Below are 16,509 nucleotides of genomic sequence, written 5' to 3'. Positions count from 1 at the left end.
TCTCCTATATCTCCGTCGAGGACACCATAGAACTCTAAGACGCTGCGGACACCCTGGTAGAACATTCTATCGCTTCGACGACTACTGGGGTGACGGCCCCGGGGATATCGATACGAGGAGGTGAACGCCTCTGAGATCCCACGGGTGACGTCAGGGAACGCGTTGAGCAACGACAGGACGAAGGCTGGGAGTTTCGTTTCATCGGCGCGAATCAAGACGCCGCGCTGACGGCCGAGTCGATGGGGATGGATCGTGACAAATCGCTGTATACGAGTCACAGCGGCGAAGGTACAAAAGAAGCATATCGGTCGACCTCACGCAACATCAGCCATACAAGACAAGAGGGAGAAACTGGGGGCTACACCGCGGAAGACCGCCGCCGGTAAGAACAGGCAGATAACACCTGAACGGGACGCGTCTGACGCCGCGCTGGTGAACATTCTCACGTTTTATTGGTAATCGCCGTCGACAAGCGACGCGATCACCGAGAAGAGACCAGAGCAATCATTATCAGTGACTCTCCACTGATATCAACGATCAAGAACTGCTCAGGAGCGTCGTAGGTGTACGTGGCGGTTTTCTCGTGGGTGAATACTGTCGGCCTCCTGAGTGCGTGCTCACTCCCCGTCGATGACGAGCAGTTCCGGTCTATTGAGTGTGAGTTCGACCCGGTCGTCGGTGAGCGTCCGGAGGATCAATGTCAGTTCGCCCGCCTCAAGCGCCGCTTGGAGCAACTCAGTCGCCGCCTCGTCGGTCCGGCTGTAGTAGACCGGCACGAACACCGCACACTTCCGACCGGTGGCCTCAACGACGAGCAGCGCAGCAACGTACTCTCCCGGTGTCGAACGCAGTAGTTTGTAGCTGTCGACCCCGTCGGAAAGCGCCAGCTCCAGCGCTGCGAACTCCTTGTCGGGCAACAGTACGTCCAGCCCGAGGTCCTCGACGCCTCCGTCTCTGGCGATCACGTCGCCCGGGTGTAACTCCAGCGTCTCCCAGTCGTCCGCCTCGTAGGTCGCAGCCTCCGCGCTCATCTCTTCCAGCAGCAAATCCCACCACCGTCGTCGCCGATCTTCACGTCAGCGCGGAGGTCCGAGAGCCGATATCCCGGGTCAGTGGTGTAAGCATCAACGAGTCCAGGCTGGACGGTGACACGCCGGTAGATGACTTCTTCTTCGTCCCCGTCGGCATACGCAAACTGGAGGTCGTAATGGCGGAGGTGAAACGCCTCGAAAATCGGGTGGACGGCTTCGAGCACGCTTCCAACGGTATCCCAGACAGTGTCCATCTCGGGCTCACCGGCGTCCTCAAGTACGACTGGGACGACTGGGACCAAAACGTCGTCGCCGTCGCGATGCGTGTTGACTTTATTCACTTCGTGGACTTCAGGCACCTCAGCGAGTGCGTCGGGAAGTGGATCGAATGCGTCTGCCAGTCGCTCATCACCGGCGTTGTTCTCCGTGCGATAATCTTCGGTGAGGTCTTCGAGACCGATACTGTCCAGGAAGTCCGCAGCCTTCTCTGTGAAGCTCTTTTCGTTGGAGGGCATCACTCTGCTGCTGGGCCACGGAGAATATAAATCTGATTTCCCCTGTAGTTGTTGTGAGTCTGATCTTGCACTCAGGAGTAGAGTGACACCAAACTCCATTGGGTCCCCGACTGCTCGAACGGAACTGGTAATTTGGGGTATCTTGATCTGAGTGAACCGCTCTAATCGATCGATTCTTAACATTTTCAAAGGTAAGATTATTAACCCAAGCAAAATAATACGGTATGAAACTAGATGGTCTTCTCATTTGACACCACATACAAACAGTTAGACTCAGACCTCTATTCAATCGTAACGCCGAAGCGTATCGCCGATCCCGAAGTTTTGGTTCTTAATGAGGGGCTATGTGCTGATCTTGGATTGGATACAGCGAAGCTCAATGCTCAGATTCTAGCAGGCCAGGACCCCCCAGAAGAACCAATCGCCCAAGCATATGCAGGCCATCAGTATGGGAGTTTTACCAACCTGGGCGATGGGAGAGCGATGATACTTGGCGAATATGTACACGATGGAGAGAGATACGATATTCAACTGAAAGGGTCCGGTCGAACGCCGTACTCCGGAAGAGGCGATGGCAACGCAACTGTCAGTTCGATGCTCAGAGAGTATCTGTATTCATATGCGATGCAGAGTCTAAATATCAAAACATCGAGAAGTATGGCAGTCGTCGAAACTGATGAAGCAGTCGAACGACGACGGACAGAACCCGGAGCGATCCTTGTCCGAGTGATGAACAGCCATATTCGATACGGCACCTTCCAGTATGTTGCAAACCAAGCATCCGACGAACTACAGCGATTCACTGACTACGTTATCGATAGGCACTATCCGAAACTACGGCAAAGAGATCGTACATATCTGGAGTTCTTCGATGCAGTTATGCAGTCATCGATTGAGATGGTCGTTGACTGGCTGCGTGTCGGATTCGTCCACGGCGTTATGAATACGGATAATATGAGTATCGACGGAGAGACGTTCGACTATGGACCTTGTGCGTTTATGAATTACTACGATGAGGAGACGGTTTTCAGCTCAATCGATAAGCACGGGCGATATGCATTCGGAAACCAGCGACCGATCCTGCGGTGGAATCTTCGACGGTTTGCAGAGGCACTCCAACCGCTGTGTACACAGTCAGCGCTCACATATGATGAACTCGAAATCAAACTAGACGAGTTTGAGGATCGATTCGATGCGCATTACTACACGATGATGCAGAAGAAGCTGGGGATCAACGCAGATGGCGAGAAAGCACTCGTTGATGAATTCGTGGAGTGGCTTCGCAAATCAAACGCGGACTACACCAATGCGTTCCTCGAATTGGAGACGCCTGGTACGTTTGATGACCCAATGTTTGCGACTGCAAAATTCGAACAGCTCAGAGAGCAATTGGCTACTGTCGGTCTAGATGATACGTTGATGCAAGAAGCCAATCCGCGGTATGTCCCCCGCAACCACCTAGTTGAGGAGGCACTGGATGAGTATCTCGAAACTGGGGAGCTATCCAAATTCAAAATGTTACTGACTGTGTTGGAAACCCCCTACACATCGAAGGATATCGGTTCACAATTCCAGCAACCTCCGCCACGAGAGTTCGATGCAGACTATACAACGTACTGTAATACTTGAGCGGATATTAGCAAAATAATACACTCAGCAATTTGAACTGTCGCAAGCGACCTCCTCTCCTCGATACCATCGCAAACTATCAGTAAGACTATCTGATCCGAAACTCCGCGAAGAGTATGAGATTCCCTGCGGGTTGGAGTCTTCTCCATTGCCCAAGCTAGGACGCTATCATCTGGCGAGCGGTGGCCGCTGTCGACGAACTGCTGGGCATTGCCAATTGAGAGAGCGGCATTCGCAAATGCAAAGCACATATGACATTTCTCGGACGACCGCCTGGACATCTTGTTGAACTGGCGAGAACCGCAACGGCTAACTCACAATAGGTCAACGATTGAGTGGGGTCAGAGCTTTATTCTGCGCTAACTGAGTGGCGAAGCCGTCACTCATCGTTGGGGACTTCGGACTTTGCGTCGGTGCCGCCGTCGGTGAGCAGTCCGCGATGTGACGAGGATGGTGTGTGAACTGAAATGAATGCCGGATTTGTACACGGCTGTGTCGGTTACTTTTGTGTCGTTGCTGTCACTGTCGGCGGTTGGAACGTCTTCGCGCCGAGAGTGCGTAAAGAAGACTTCGACAGCAAGTGACTGGTTAATAAATCTGGATCCCGTCTATAGGTGCAGGACACAGACATACGATTCAAATATGAGACATAAAATAATAAACCGCTGAACAGCGTCGCATCTGAGCGTGAAACTCAACTCTCGATGTCTTCGTGGATTGCTTCGCCGTCGAAGAGTCGTTCTGCGATCGTGACTGTCTGCTCGCGCTCACGCCGGGTGGGGGAGTGAGCGGCCAGATACCGTGCCGGCGCGATCAGCGCGAGTCGTCGTTCCCGGTCGGTGTTGGCTAACTCGAACTGTCGGAAGCCAGCTTCGACGTTCTGCAGGGTGTGGAAGGTGGCGTCCTCGCGCAACAGTCCCTCGCCCAGCGTCCGTTTGAGCGCCGTGGGGTCGCCGCCGGTGTCGAAGTGCCCGGCGACGAGCCGTGCCGCCTCGTCGACGCCGCCCTGCTCGTCGAAGACTCCCAGCAGGCGGTCTCGTAGGTCGGCTGGGTCACCGTCCGCGCCTGCCCCGGGGTCGGGGATGGTCGCTGGCGGCTGGTTCAGGAACCGGTCGAGATACACCGACATTGCGCCTTGCCAGCAGGCTTCGTAGACAGCCAGTGCGTCGGTGCGGCGTGCGAGGTTGTCGACGGCGTTAGCGAACGAGAACGTGTGGTGGACCGTGTTCCAGTCACTGAATTCGTTCCCAGTGCCGAAGTGTGCGACCCGACGGAGTGCGGCGACCGCGACCGCGTGAGCGAGTTGCTCGGTGCTCGCGCCCCCGGCGACAGCGTCCCGGAGTCCCTCGTCAATCTCGATTGGGTCGCTCGATAGCAGCGTCTCGATGAACTCGTCGGGTCGGTCCCAGTCCCTGCCCGTTCCGGCGGTGACCATTTCGGGCAGATCCGCGGCAGCGTCGAAACACAGCTCGGCCACGTTGACTGGCCGGGTCCACGTGCTGGTTTCCTCGCCCCGTGAGGCGTCGGCGATGACGTCGACCACGGTTGCGAGGACGGATTCTCGGCGGTCCCAGCCGACGTGGTCCAGCGTCTCGATGGCCTTGTTGAGGAAATCGATCGTGTGGCTGTTGTTCATATAGATGTGATCGGTGGCAGCGGCGACGAGGATTTCAACGAGGTCTTCGCGGTCAAGGACGTTCACTGCGGTACGGAGACAGCGTTCGGCACCTGTGCTGTCGCGGACATCGCAGGTGTCGCGAAACCAGGATTTGAGCCGCGACTTGGAGAGAGCCTCGTTGTCGAGCGCGTACTGTTCGAACCGGGGCGGTTCGCCGTCGCAGTTGTCCGCGACCGTAGTGACCCCAACGATCATCGCCCGCAGTTTCTCGTCGTGAGCGAGGGCATCGTGGAGGTTCGCCATCGCGCCAAGTGTTGTCATCCCTCGACCCCAGCCGTCGGCGCGGTACTGCGTCCCAAAATCGACCGCGGTCTCCAACGGTGTTGTGAACCCCTCGCCGTAGTGATCAAGATGGATGACAGCCTTCGCGGCGACCAGCGAGAGGTTCTCGGCTAGACTGTCGGCCAGTCTGTTTCGCCAGTGGGTTTCCGGGGGCACGTCGGGGTCGGGGTCCGGGTCAACGTAGACGGACCCGTCTTGGACGTGAGTGGGAAACGTCTGGACATCGTCGGCCCAAATGTCCAGTGTGTCTCCCCGTGCGAGTTCAAACCGTGCGTGGTGCCAGTCACAAGTCAGCAGGCCGTCCTCAACGCTGCCTTTCGAGAGCGGGAATCCCATATGCGGACAGCGGTTATCGACTGCATACACCTCGCCCTCGTGGTAAAACAGCACAACTGGGCGGCCGGCTGTCATCGTGACTGTCCGCCCATCATCGCGGAGACTGTTGACGTCGGCAACTTCAGTCATATCCCGAGTCGTGGGATCTGATGACATACATACTGATTCGAGAGCGAGGCAGATATGTGTTCGGCGGCGACAGCGTCGGTACTGACGAGGAGTGATCCTCGTACGCCAGACGTTTGAGGAACGCGTCAGTGTGTTTGTGCGTCGGGTCGGCGACGCACCGCTCCTCCTCGTCTCAGATCCACCTGTGGAACAGATCCATCCGGCTGGCTCGGTTCTTGACCGTGTGATACGCGTACCCATCAGCGTGCTCCGGATCTTTGCCGAAAGTCAACAACCGTTCCAGACACTGTTCGCGTTCGGCTCGGTAATCAACGAGCTGGCGTTCGTTGAGGAGTTTCTCCGACGATTCAGGAACGATCGAGATTCCTGCGAGGGGATTCGTTGCCTGTGTCGAGTCTTTCATTGCCTGGTACCTCGCCGGGAACCCGGTTGCTTGCTCCCCCCTATTCGGGAATCGCCGGACAGCGGTGGATTTCCCCGGTTGAGTTTGCTTGCCTCGCGGTTCGTGCTAATCGCAGGACGGCGTCGGGGTTGGTATGGATTTGAGTCGGATTGCCCAAGACCATTGGTGGATATACTCCTGTTTCACCGGGCAAAACCACTGGACGGCGTCGGGGGAGAAGTGCTCCGTCAGGGATTCGAACCCTGGTCCTTGCCGTGAGAGGGCAAGATGATTGGCCGGACTACACCAACGGAGCTATCTCGTACTTCCGGATATCGCCGGGATGTGTAAAACCGTTCCGTTTTGCCAGCGCCGTGCGGTGGTGTGGCGCAGGGCGGTTCCCGGTGAGCACTTCCTGAGACGTCGATTATTCGGCGTCGCCGTCGTCCTCAGGCGCGTGTTCGGTGATGACCGCGTCGATGTCGGTCTCGGAAACGACGGCGTAGCCCTCGGTGGTGATGGTGGCGACGCTGACGCTCTCGGCGTCGAGTTCCGGTTCGGTTTCGAGAAGCCCTCGGATGGCGATCGAGACGCCGTCGTCCACAGAGAGTTCTTCCGTCCAGTTGTCCTCGAGGAACTCCTGGATGTCGTCGCGACCGGAGCCGATAGCGACGGCGCGCCACTCCTGTGGTGCGCCGGACGGGTCAGTCTGGAACAGTCGTGGTTCGGCGTCGGCGTCTGCCCCGTCCATTCCGGCGACGAGGAGTGCCGCTCCGAAGGGTCTGGTTCCTCCCACCTGAGTCGTCTCCTGGATCTCGTCGGAGAGGTCTTTGGTGAGCGTCTCGACGCCGAGCGGTTCGCCGTAGCGCAGGCGGTTCCGCTGCGCGGCCGTTCGCGCACCGTCGATGAGACGCCGGGCGTCGGCGACGTGCCCGGCTGAGGCGGCCCCGAGATAATCGTCGAGTTTGTGCAACTTTTCGATGCTGTCACCCTCCATCAGCGGGGAACTCGTCCGACGCTGAGCGGCGAGGACGACGCCGTCGTTCGTCCGGACACCAAGGCTCGGCGCGCCACGGTTGACGGCTTCGCGTGCGTACTCGACCTGATAGATGCGTCCGTCCGGGGAGAAAAGCGACGTCCCACGGTCGTACGCCTGCTGGTCGTTTCGGTTCATCTATCTACACTCCGGGCCGGGGACGGATAAAGCCACCAGCGTCACACGATATTACCGGAACCGAGAGCGACCCCCGACCGGAGGGTTACCCATCTACCTCGACGACACCCGCATCGGGCGCGTTCTCCTGGACGCTCTCGATGCCCTGCTTGGCTTTCTGTTTCGTCGCGTAGCCCTCGCCACTGTCGGCGATGATATTCCCGTTTGCGTGGACGAGTCGCCAGCGATACTGGCCTGATTTGTCTTCGAATATCTCGAACGTTGCGGACATTACTCCCGATTCACGAGCGGAAGTACTAAACATTGTCACGGGACCGATCCTGACCTGAGGTCAGTCCTCGGTGCGTTCGTACGTCACGAAATCGAACCCGTCGCGTTTGTCTCGCTTGATCTCAGTCCACGCCGCCCCGTCCCACGCGGGAAAGCGCGTGTCGCCGTCGTACGCTTCGTGAATCTCGGTGAGAATCAGCCGACTCGCCCGAGGGAGGAACTGCTCGTAGATCCGTCCGCCGCCCGCGACGTAGACGGTATCGACACCGCGCTCGGCCGCGTCCTCGCGAGCCAGTTCGAGCGCCTCGTCGATCGAGTTCGCGACGACAGCCGACTCCGGCAGGTTGAGCGACTGAGAGGTGAGGACGACGCTCGTGCGCTCGGGAAACGGTTCACCGAGTCCCGCCACGACGGTCTCGTAGGTCTTCCGCCCGAGAATCACGGGGTGGCCAGTTGTCGTCTGTTTGAAATGCGCGAGATCCGCTGGAAGGTGCCACGGCATTCCGCCGTCGCGACCGATGACGCGGTTCGCCGCGACCGCTGCGATCAACACGATGTCGATGTCGGCTGTCGGATCAGTCGTGAGAGTCCGTTCGGTGTCGCTGTGTTCGTTCGCACTGGCGTCGGCACTCACCTTCGTCTCGGTGTCGTCGGTCGGGCCCTCGCCCGCGTCTCCTCCGGCACTCGTCATTCTGCCACCGCGAAGCGGATCCCTGGTTCGGGGTCGTACCCCGAAAGTTCCACGTCCTCGTAGGTGAGTTCGTCCAGCGGGACGTCCGCGACGTCGATCTCGGGTCGGTCCCGGGGCTCCCGGGCGCACTGTTCGAGGAGTCCGGGGATGTGATCGTAGCGCTCCTGACCGTCTGCCTCGGGTGGTGCGGTTTCCTCGAGCCACTCGCGCACGTCGCGGTATTCGGCCCGCGACTCGACGGCAGCGAGGCGCGACTGCAACTCATCGAGGTTGTCGGCGTACCACGCGCCGCGCTCGCCCGCGCCGCAGTATACGTGCGCGTCGACGACGCTGTGGGCGAACGTTCCGATCTCGAAGCCGGTCCGTTGCGCGATCGCCGTGGCGAGAAGCGAGTACGCCGCGATATTGAACGGGATCCCGAGCGCGACGTCGCCGGAGCGCTGGTGCAAGTGGACGTTCAGCGTGTCACCCTGCACGTTGAGAACGAAGGTGTAGTGACACGGCGGGAGCGTCGAGACGGCCGCGTTCGCCGGATGCCAGGCGTTGACGACGATCCGTCGGGAGTTGGGGTTCTCCCGGAGCATATCGAGCGCGTAGGCGATCTGATCGAACGTTCCCTCGTCGTTCGTCCAGCGGTGGTCGTCATCGGGCCACGACTCGCCAGGCAGGCCTTCCTCGGGGACGGGGAACCGACGCCAGAAGCGGCCGTACGCGGTGTCGAGGTGCCCCTCCTCGTCGGCCCAGGCGTCCCAGATCCCCGTCTCCTCGCGGAGCGTCCGGATGTGCTCCTCGCCCGAGAGGTACCAGACGAACTCGTGGATCAGCGAGTTCCATCGCGACCCCGAGAGATCCTTGGTCGTGAGCAGCGGAAATCCCTTCGAGAGATCGACGCGGTAGTGCCGACTGAACGCCGAGACGGTGTCCACGGCGGTGCGGTTCGGCTTGTGCCCCCCGTCTTCGAGGACGTCGGTGACGAGATCGAGATACTGTCGCATAGTGATCCAGGTGTCCTATCCTGACGCGCGGGTATTCTTGACTGTTCGGGTCCTCCATAGACCCTCGTCCGACAGTTAAGTGACCGGGTCGTGAAGCCGTCTCCGATGGCGACGCTCGCCGAACCCGCTGTGCTCGCCGCTGCGAAAGACGCGCTCTATCCCGACCTCGCCGAGCGTGACGACCGGTACGCCGTCACCGAGACGCAGTTCACGGTCGATTCGTGGGGTGGTTGGTCGATCCCCGATGGCGTCCGCGAGCGCCTCCGCCCGTTCAACGCGATCCGTCTCCACTCCGGCGAACCGGACCTCCTCGGGGATGGTCTCCCCGCTGGGGAGGTGCTGGATGCGGCGGCGGCGAGCGCGCCCGTCGTGGCGGTTGAAGCCAAGGGACGCTCGAAGACGGGTTCTGCCGACGTAGCGCGCGGCATCGAGCAGGCCCACTCGCGACTCTCGGAGGTGAATCTCGGCTACGTGGCCGTGCCGGCCGACAGCATCACCGAGACGACGCGGTCGCTCGCGCGCGAGTTGAACGTCGGGGTCGTCGGCGTCGAGAGCGCTGACACGGCCGCAGTACTCGAACCCCCGCGGGTGACGGGTGCAGGCGAGTTTTCCACCGGCGTCGAGGCGGTCCGGTTCCGGGCGCGGACCCACCGCCTGAGCGACGGCAGTTTCCCGGTGAATCACCCGAAGAACTACCTCGGGTACGCGCTCGCGCTCGCCGCCGAGGCCGATACGGAGGCGACGTACGAGAAGTATGTTATCCGCCTCACCGAGGACGGCCGCCGTGGCGCGATCCTACTCGGACTCGTCGACTGCCGAGGCAGGGAACGACTCTCGCACCTCGGCGGGGAAGTCGTCAGGTTCGCCCGGTCGCGGCACGGGAGCGTCGAGGCGGCGCTCTCGACGTTCGACGAGTGGACCGGGAAGTCGACGCGGTTCACAACACTCGCGCCGCGCTGGGCGCAACTCGCGCGGAGCGTGACGATGTAGTACGAACCCACTCGGCTCCTCGTCGACGCGCTCGAATCCCTCCACGGGGACGGTGTCCGTTCGGCGAGACTCCCGGCCGTCGCTGCGGCGGCCTGCGAGATCAATCGACCGCTCGCCGTCGAGATCTTCTTCACCACGGACGGGCGCGACGACGTGCTGGAACGCGACGGAACCCTCCGTCAGGCGGCCCTCAAACGCCCTGGCGTCTACAAATCTGGACTGCACTTCCAGTACAAAGCGCAACTCTACCACGTCGGCCTCGTAACCGCACGGGGGACCGACGACAAAGCCGACGCGCTCGAGGACTCCTGGGCCCTCGAACACCCCGTGGGGGCTGTGGAGCCCGAACGTTCTTAAGCGATTCCGAGGCCAGAACAGCCGATGAAGCGAACGGTTCGTGTCGAGACCGCAGACGGGGAGTTCACGATCACCGCCGTCCGGCGGGAGGACTGGAGCGATATGCGCGAGCCCTCTCCGGCCTGCGGCGGACGGGAGTTCGATCACGTCTCGACGACAGGCGGTCACTACGGCCAGCGGAGCACGGTAGTAGTGTTGCGTGCCCATACTTGTGACGCAGAGCAGGCCTTTCTCACGCGGTGCCGTGGGTGCGGCGTCGTGCTGGACAGACACGCAGCCGTCGATCTGCTGTTCCGGTTTGACCGGTGCCTGGGGTCCGGTGACAACTCGTGAGTGAAGCGTCACGGCCGGTCGAGAGCGCCACACACCGCAGATGAAGACCGTCACCCACTGCCGACCGGGAGCGCTAACTACTATGTCGGGGCCTGCCGACGCGTGGAGCGTGAGCGATTGGGGGGCCGAGTCGCCGGCTGATCCGCAACCGGACGCCGCCGCGACGCTGAGCCAGCCCGACTCCAGCGGCACGGACGCGTGGCTCTATGGGTGGGCGCTCGGGTATGCGGCGGTGGGGGCGGCGTCGCTACCAGTCCCGTTGTGCGCGATCGAACCGGGGGCGGGCGCGTTCGTCGTTAGCCTGATCGCCGCGACAGCCTCTTTCGCAGGGGTCCCGGGGGCGATTCTCTGGGGGCGGCTGGTGGCCCGGACGCGCCAGCGACGCCCGTTCGTCCTCGTCGCGCTCGGCCTCACCGCGGGCGTCCTGCTCCTGTTGCCGTTCCTCTCCTCGCCGTGGACGATCCTGGTGGCGAACGCCGCGCTATGGTTCGTCGTCGCGGCCGCTGCACCGGTATTGAACCTCATCGTCGTCGAGGGGTATGAGACGAGCCAATGGAGCCGGCGGTTCGGCCTCCTGAACCAGTATCAGGGTTACGGATAGGTCGTAGGGCTCGTTGCCGGTGGTACCTGGTCGGTCGCTGCGGGCCCACGCCTCGGACTCGCGTCGCTGCCAGCGATGCGACTGTTCCTCGTCTTCAGCGGTGTCGCGGGCCTCGTGGGCGCGCTCGTCGTTCTCGCGTGCTATCCGGAGAATCCGGCGACGTCCAAACAGCGCTTTCAGTGGCTCTCACGACGACTCCGTCTCTCTGGTGAGGGGCCGATCCGGAGCGCACGCTGGATCCCGTTCGGACCGACCCGGATCTACTGGGCGCTCGGGGAGCTCCGCGGACAGGACTGGGGCTGGCGGAGCGCCGGCGGCGGGTTTCGTGACCGCTTCCCGGCTCCGCTCCGTCGATACCCATTCGCAGCCACCGTGTTCTTCGCGGGCTTCTCGGCGTTCTTCGGGCCGCTTCCGGCGTTCCTCGTCGACGCGGGGTACGGGACCAGCGAGGTGTTCGCCCTGTTCATCGTGAACTCCGCGACGTCGGCCGTGGCGTACGCCCGTGCCGGGACGCTCGCATCCGAACGAGATTCTGTCGGACTACAACTCGGAGCACTCGGCTTCCGCACTGGAGTCTTTCCGACCGTCGCGGTCGCGGGTGCAGCGATTGCACCCCCGTTCGGCCTCGTCGCCGTCGCCGGCCTGTTCATAGGGATCGGCGTCTCCTGGGCCGTCATCGCAGTGACGGCGATGGGACTAGAGACGCGGGTCGCGCCCGAGAGGGCCCGGGCGGAAGCGCTGGGGCTGTACACTGCGATCGGGAGTCTCGGCGGCGGGATCGGGAGCGCGCTTGGCGGGGCGGTCGCCGAGGGACTCGACTACCTCGCCGCGTTCATTGTCGCCAGCGGACTCGTCGCTGGGGCGGCCCTCGTCGTACGGAGCGGGTTAGACAATTTCGATACACCGGAATAATGAGAGGGGAGAAGACGTCGCGCGGACAGCGGCCCGGGAGCGCCTCAGTTCGTCGTCGTGTTCGTCGGCGAGATCCAGACCACGAGTCCCTCCTCGCAGCGGACGATCCCCTCGATGAACTCGCCGCGTTCCATCGGCGGGTCCTCGACGTCGTCCATCGAGACCCGGACGACTTGATCGACCTCGTCGACGAGCCACCCGACGGCGGCGTCGTCTCTGAAATTGCTGGCGTCGAAGATGACGATCCGGCTGGCCTCGCCCGTGTCTTCGACGTTCAGAAGCGTCTTCGGGTTTACGATCGACGTCGTCCGGCCACGGAGGTCCATCACGCCCTCAACGAACTCGGGTGCGTTCGGAACCGCGGTGAGCGACCCCCGATCGACGATCTCGGAGACGTAGTCGATGTCGACGCAGTACGTTTCGCCTCCCAGTTCGAACTCGAGAACCTGCATCTGGCGGGCGGTGGCATCGGTATCGTCGGTGGCGGTGGGTGCTGATGCGCCCGCCGCCGCGGTTTGTTCTTGCGACATATTGGGTTCGACGGCCGGTGCCGCCGGTCGTACTCGAACCGGGGCACACGCCGGCAATAAATGTACGCACGCTATTATCAGGGATGATTTTCGCCGGCGAGTGCTTAAGTCCCCCAATTCGGAAGGGCAAGTATAGATGAGCGGGTACGAATATGCCGCGGGGAAACCGACTCCGACGCCGGAAGGCCGGCAGTGCGCGTCCGATGCGCTCGGAGGCCATCGGAGGGGCCGCACGATCGGACCGCAAGCGGCTGTGCGCGATGGGCGGGGTATCGCCGTGGTCGACGACGGGGGTGCGGGCCGGTGAGCGCGGCCTCCGAACCGGGTGAGAGCGGGAGTTCGACCCGGGTGGTCGTCGTCGACGACTCGCGGTTTATGCGCACCCTGATCCGGAGTCTCCTCGAGGAAGGCGGCGTCGAAGTCGTCGGGGAAGCAGCAGACGGTTCGGACGCGCTCGACGCCGTCGTCGAACACGACCCGGACGTCGTGACGATGGACATCGAGATGCCCTCGATGAACGGACTCGAGGCCGTCGAGGCGATTATGACGGGCCACCCCACGCCCGTACTGATCCTCTCGGCACACGCCGAAGAGGACGCCGACGTGACCTTCGAGGCACTCGAACGAGGGGCCGTCGACTTCGTGACGAAGCCCGGCGGCGAAGTCACGTCGTCGATGCCAAGCGTGAAACGAGAACTGGTAGAGAAAGTCGAGTCCGCCGCGCGCGTCGACCTCTCGGCGGACGTGCGGGCCACCGGTCGCTCCTCGAGTGCTCGGGGCGGGGCAGGACCTGACGCTTGCGGGACAGCGACCGGCCGATCGGCGTCCGACAGGGCACGCAGCGGTCCAACGAACTCCGGTACTGCACGGAGTACCGGGAGCAGCGACGATCGGAAGTCAGCGAGAGCGGGCAGCGCGAGGGGGTCGGCGTCCACGTACCCGGACGTCGGCACGCTCGTCGTCGGCGCGTCCACCGGCGGTCCGGCCGTCGTCGAAGGGGTTCTCGGCGGGCTGACGGAGGACGCCAACCTCCGCGTAGTCGTGGTCCAACATATGCCCGAAGGGTTTACCACGCGCTTCGCGGACCGTCTCGACGGCCGGTCGTCGTACAGCGTCACGGAGGCGACGTCCGGCGAGCGGATCGGACCGGGTGAAGCCCGGGTCGCGCCGGGCGGGCACCACCTGCTCACCACGGCCGATCGGAACGGTCGACTCAAACTCGAACTCACTGAGAGTAAGCCGATCCACGGGGTCAGACCGGCGATCGACGTCACGATGGCCGCGACCGCGGAGACCGTCGATGGGCCGCTCTGTGCGGTCCTCCTGACGGGGATGGGTCGCGACGGAGTCGATGGCCTCCAGCGTGTTGCTGGAAACGGCGGTCACACCATCGCTCAGGACGAGGAGACCTCGGCTATCTTCGGAATGCCCCGACGAGCGATCGAGTCCGGTTCCGTCGACGACGTGGCGCCAGCCGGCAAGATCGCCGAGAACGCACTGCAGTACTTCGCGGAGGAGTGACCTATGAACGACGAACTCTACCAGGAATTCATCACCGAATCAGAAGAGAGCATCACCCAGTTGAACAACTCCCTGCTGGATCTCGAATCGAACCCCGACGACGACGAGGCGATCGACGACATCTTCCGGCAGGCACACACCCTGAAGGGGAACTTCGGTGCGATGGGCTTCGACGAGGCCGCGAAGGTGGCCCACGCCGTCGAGGACTTGCTCGATGAGGTCCGTAACGACCGGATCGAGGTGACTCACGAGCGGATGGACCTGGTCTTCGACGGGATGGACGAGATCCTCGACATCCTCCACGAGATCGAGAAGAGCGGCGAATCGTCGCGGGACCCGAGCGACCTCGTTGGTGAGATCCGCGACGTCGCAGAACCCATCGAGGGTGACGAGGCGCACGCCGACTCGGAACCGGTAGAGAGCGCCCCGGACGACGCGGCGGACACCGACGAAACGAGCGGGACGGAGGCAATCGAAGCCGCAATCGACGCGCTCGACCTTGACGACCCCTCGGTTGCGGATGCGGACCGACTCTTCAGCGCCGAGATCGGGTTGAACGTCGGCGATATGAAGAGTGTCGACGGTGGCCTGTTCGTTCAGGGACTCCCGGAGGACCTCGCAGTTGTCGGCGCCGACCCCAGCCTGGGTCGAATCGAAGACGGGGACTTCGGCGAAACGTTCGTCGTCTACGTCGCCGACGAGGAGCGGGGCCGACTCGAAGAGACCCTGTGGGATCTCTGGAAAGTCGAGTCGGTGACGCTCACCGACGTCAGCGTCATCGTCGACGATGCCGATGCGGGAGCGGACGCCAGCGATGTTAGTGCGGGAGCAGACGCCGGCGATACCGGGCCCGTGGGATCGACGGCGACACCCAGCGAGAACGTCGATCCCGACTCCGCGGCGGCGGCGGTCGACGCCGTGGTTAGCGCATACACCGACAGCGAATCGTCGGAGGAAGGTGACGGAAGCGAGTCCGTCGGCGATGCCGGCGAGGCGGAAAGCGGTGAGATTGGCGAGGCGGGAAGCAGCAAAGTCGGCGATGCAGGAAGCGGCCAGGCCGGCGAGGCCCCCGTATCGCCCGCGTCCGACGGTAACGAGGAAGCGCCCGCGGAGGTGGAAGCGGGTGAGGCAGCGGTCGAAGCGGCCGCAGGCGAATCAACCACAGATGGGCCAGCCGCATACCCGACGACGACTGGCTCTGGGAACGCCAGCGGGCGCAGCGACGAGTCGGCCGGCAAAGCCGAGAGCGACGGAAACGGGGACGCCGACGAGCGTTCGAGTGGGGATGACGGGGATGCAGGTGGAGACGATGGGAGCGCAGGCGGAAGCGACGAGAGCGCGGACGACGATGCGGAAGAGGAGGCTCGGTCGATCTCCGCGGTGAAGTCGGTCCGCGTCGACGTCGACCAACTGGACGAACTCCACAGCCTCGTCGAGCAACTGGTCACGAGCCGAATCAAACTCCGTCAAGCGCTCGGCGCGGACGACTCCGCCGGCCGCGACACGCTCGACGAACTCGACAAGATTTCCTCGGATCTCCAGGACACCGTAATGGATATGCGGTTGATCCCGCTGAAGAAGGTGTTCGACAAGTTCCCGCGACTGGTGCGAGACCTCGCACGAGACCAGGATAAGCGGGTGAACTTCTCCGTCGAGGGGCAGGACATCGAACTCGACCGGACAATTCTCGACGAGATTTCCGACCCGCTGATGCACGTGCTTCGCAACGCGGTCGATCACGGAATCGAACCCCCCGGGGAACGCGAATCGGCCGGCAAACCCGAAACCGGCTCCGTCGAACTCCGGGCGCGGCGTGAACACGATACGGTCGTCATCACCGTCGAGGACGACGGATCCGGCATCGACGCCGACGTGATCAGAGACAAAGCGGCGGAAAAAGGAATCCGCCCACGAGGCGAACTTTCGGATCTGACCGACAGCGAAGTCTACGACTACATCTTCCACCCGGGCTTTTCGACCAACGAGGAGATCACCGACGTCAGCGGTCGCGGGGTCGGTATGGACGTCGTCAAGACCACCGTCGAATCGCTCGACGGCTCGGTCAACGTCGAGAGTACACTCGGACAGGGGACGACCATCTCGATCCGACTGCCGGTGTCGGTCGCGATTATCAAAGTGCTTTTCGTCCGGAT

At 62.3% G+C, this 16,509-nt stretch carries 17 protein-coding genes and 1 tRNA gene; 8 read left to right on the top strand and 10 right to left on the bottom strand.

Annotated features, from left to right (window positions below):
- Positions 1-617 precede the first annotated feature (617 nt).
- Entirely contained in the window at positions 618-1,031 is a 414-nt protein-coding gene (locus tag ABEI27_RS13610) for a hypothetical protein (RefSeq protein ID WP_375799946.1), read from the bottom strand.
- Entirely contained in the window at positions 1,028-1,546 is a 519-nt protein-coding gene (locus ABEI27_RS13605) for a hypothetical protein (RefSeq protein WP_375799945.1), read from the bottom strand. Before ABEI27_RS13605 ends, ABEI27_RS13610 begins: the two co-directional genes overlap by 4 nt.
- Before the next feature lie 234 nt (positions 1,547-1,780).
- Between ABEI27_RS13605 and ABEI27_RS13600 the strand changes: the two genes are divergently transcribed.
- Positions 1,781-3,175 carry a YdiU family protein gene (locus tag ABEI27_RS13600; protein WP_375799944.1) on the top strand — a complete coding sequence of 465 codons (1,395 nt, stop codon included), beginning with the start codon at positions 1,781-1,783 and terminating at the stop codon, positions 3,173-3,175.
- A 694-nt stretch (positions 3,176-3,869) separates the two neighbouring features.
- Here ABEI27_RS13600 and ABEI27_RS13595 read toward each other — a convergent pair.
- The 7 genes from ABEI27_RS13595 to thyA all read right to left on the bottom strand — a co-directional run bounded on the left by ABEI27_RS13595 (position 3,870) and on the right by thyA (position 9,112).
- Positions 3,870-5,627, bottom strand: coding sequence for a Rieske (2Fe-2S) protein (locus ABEI27_RS13595; protein WP_375799943.1), 1,758 nt, complete (start codon positions 5,625-5,627; stop codon positions 3,870-3,872).
- Positions 5,628-5,772: 145 nt separating this feature from the next.
- Entirely contained in the window at positions 5,773-6,003 is a 231-nt protein-coding gene (locus ABEI27_RS13590; RefSeq protein ID WP_375799942.1) for a hypothetical protein, read from the bottom strand.
- Between the two features lie 220 nt (positions 6,004-6,223).
- A tRNA-Glu gene (locus ABEI27_RS13585) sits at positions 6,224-6,298 on the bottom strand.
- Positions 6,299-6,409: 111 nt separating this feature from the next.
- On the bottom strand, positions 6,410-7,156 hold the full coding sequence (locus tag ABEI27_RS13580; protein WP_375799941.1) for an archaeal proteasome endopeptidase complex subunit alpha: 747 nt from the start codon (positions 7,154-7,156) through the stop codon (positions 6,410-6,412).
- 85 nt (positions 7,157-7,241) lie between these two features.
- Complete coding sequence (locus ABEI27_RS13575; protein WP_375799940.1) at positions 7,242-7,427, bottom strand: HVO_2922 family protein; 186 nt, start codon at positions 7,425-7,427, stop codon at positions 7,242-7,244.
- Between the two features lie 60 nt (positions 7,428-7,487).
- The gene (locus ABEI27_RS13570; protein WP_375799939.1) at positions 7,488-8,117 is read right to left on the bottom strand and encodes a dihydrofolate reductase; all 630 of its coding nucleotides are present in this window, start codon (positions 8,115-8,117) and stop codon (positions 7,488-7,490) included.
- On the bottom strand, positions 8,114-9,112 hold the full coding sequence (thyA, locus tag ABEI27_RS13565; protein WP_375799938.1) for a thymidylate synthase: 999 nt from the start codon (positions 9,110-9,112) through the stop codon (positions 8,114-8,116). The genes ABEI27_RS13570 and thyA overlap by 4 nt, the downstream gene beginning before the upstream one ends.
- A gap of 105 nt (positions 9,113-9,217) precedes the next feature.
- On the opposite strand from thyA, the gene ABEI27_RS13560 reads away from it, so the two are divergent.
- From ABEI27_RS13560 to ABEI27_RS13540, 5 genes are all read left to right on the top strand, one after another.
- Complete coding sequence (locus ABEI27_RS13560; protein ID WP_375799937.1) at positions 9,218-10,102, top strand: hypothetical protein; 885 nt, start codon at positions 9,218-9,220, stop codon at positions 10,100-10,102.
- A gap of 153 nt (positions 10,103-10,255) precedes the next feature.
- Positions 10,256-10,459, top strand: coding sequence for a hypothetical protein (locus ABEI27_RS13555; protein ID WP_375799936.1), 204 nt, complete (start codon positions 10,256-10,258; stop codon positions 10,457-10,459).
- A gap of 24 nt (positions 10,460-10,483) precedes the next feature.
- Positions 10,484-10,792: a hypothetical protein gene (locus ABEI27_RS13550; protein WP_375799935.1), complete on the top strand. Its 309-nt coding sequence runs from the start codon at positions 10,484-10,486 to the stop codon at positions 10,790-10,792.
- Positions 10,793-10,874: 82 nt separating this feature from the next.
- The gene (locus tag ABEI27_RS13545) at positions 10,875-11,393 is read left to right on the top strand and encodes a hypothetical protein (RefSeq protein ID WP_375799934.1); all 519 of its coding nucleotides are present in this window, start codon (positions 10,875-10,877) and stop codon (positions 11,391-11,393) included.
- Between the two features lie 75 nt (positions 11,394-11,468).
- Positions 11,469-12,305 carry an MFS transporter gene (locus ABEI27_RS13540; protein ID WP_375799933.1) on the top strand — a complete coding sequence of 279 codons (837 nt, stop codon included), beginning with the start codon at positions 11,469-11,471 and terminating at the stop codon, positions 12,303-12,305.
- A gap of 44 nt (positions 12,306-12,349) precedes the next feature.
- Here ABEI27_RS13540 and ABEI27_RS13535 read toward each other — a convergent pair whose 3' ends face one another.
- Entirely contained in the window at positions 12,350-12,835 is a 486-nt protein-coding gene (locus tag ABEI27_RS13535) for a chemotaxis protein CheW (RefSeq protein WP_375799932.1), read from the bottom strand.
- Between the two features lie 375 nt (positions 12,836-13,210).
- On the opposite strand from ABEI27_RS13535, the gene cheB reads away from it, so the two are divergent.
- A complete protein-coding gene (gene cheB, locus ABEI27_RS13530) occupies positions 13,211-14,356 on the top strand; it encodes a chemotaxis-specific protein-glutamate methyltransferase CheB (RefSeq protein WP_375799960.1) in 1,146 nt (381 codons plus the stop codon).
- A 3-nt stretch (positions 14,357-14,359) separates the two neighbouring features.
- Positions 14,360-16,509, top strand: a 2,150-nt coding sequence (locus ABEI27_RS13525) for an ATP-binding protein (RefSeq protein WP_375799931.1), incomplete at its 3' end; no start/stop codon positions are given.

It is taken from the genome of Halobellus sp. (genome assembly GCF_042218505.1).
Lineage (GTDB): Archaea > Halobacteriota > Halobacteria > Halobacteriales > Haloferacaceae > Haloquadratum.
This window is presented reverse-complemented; position numbering and strand designations above follow the sequence as displayed.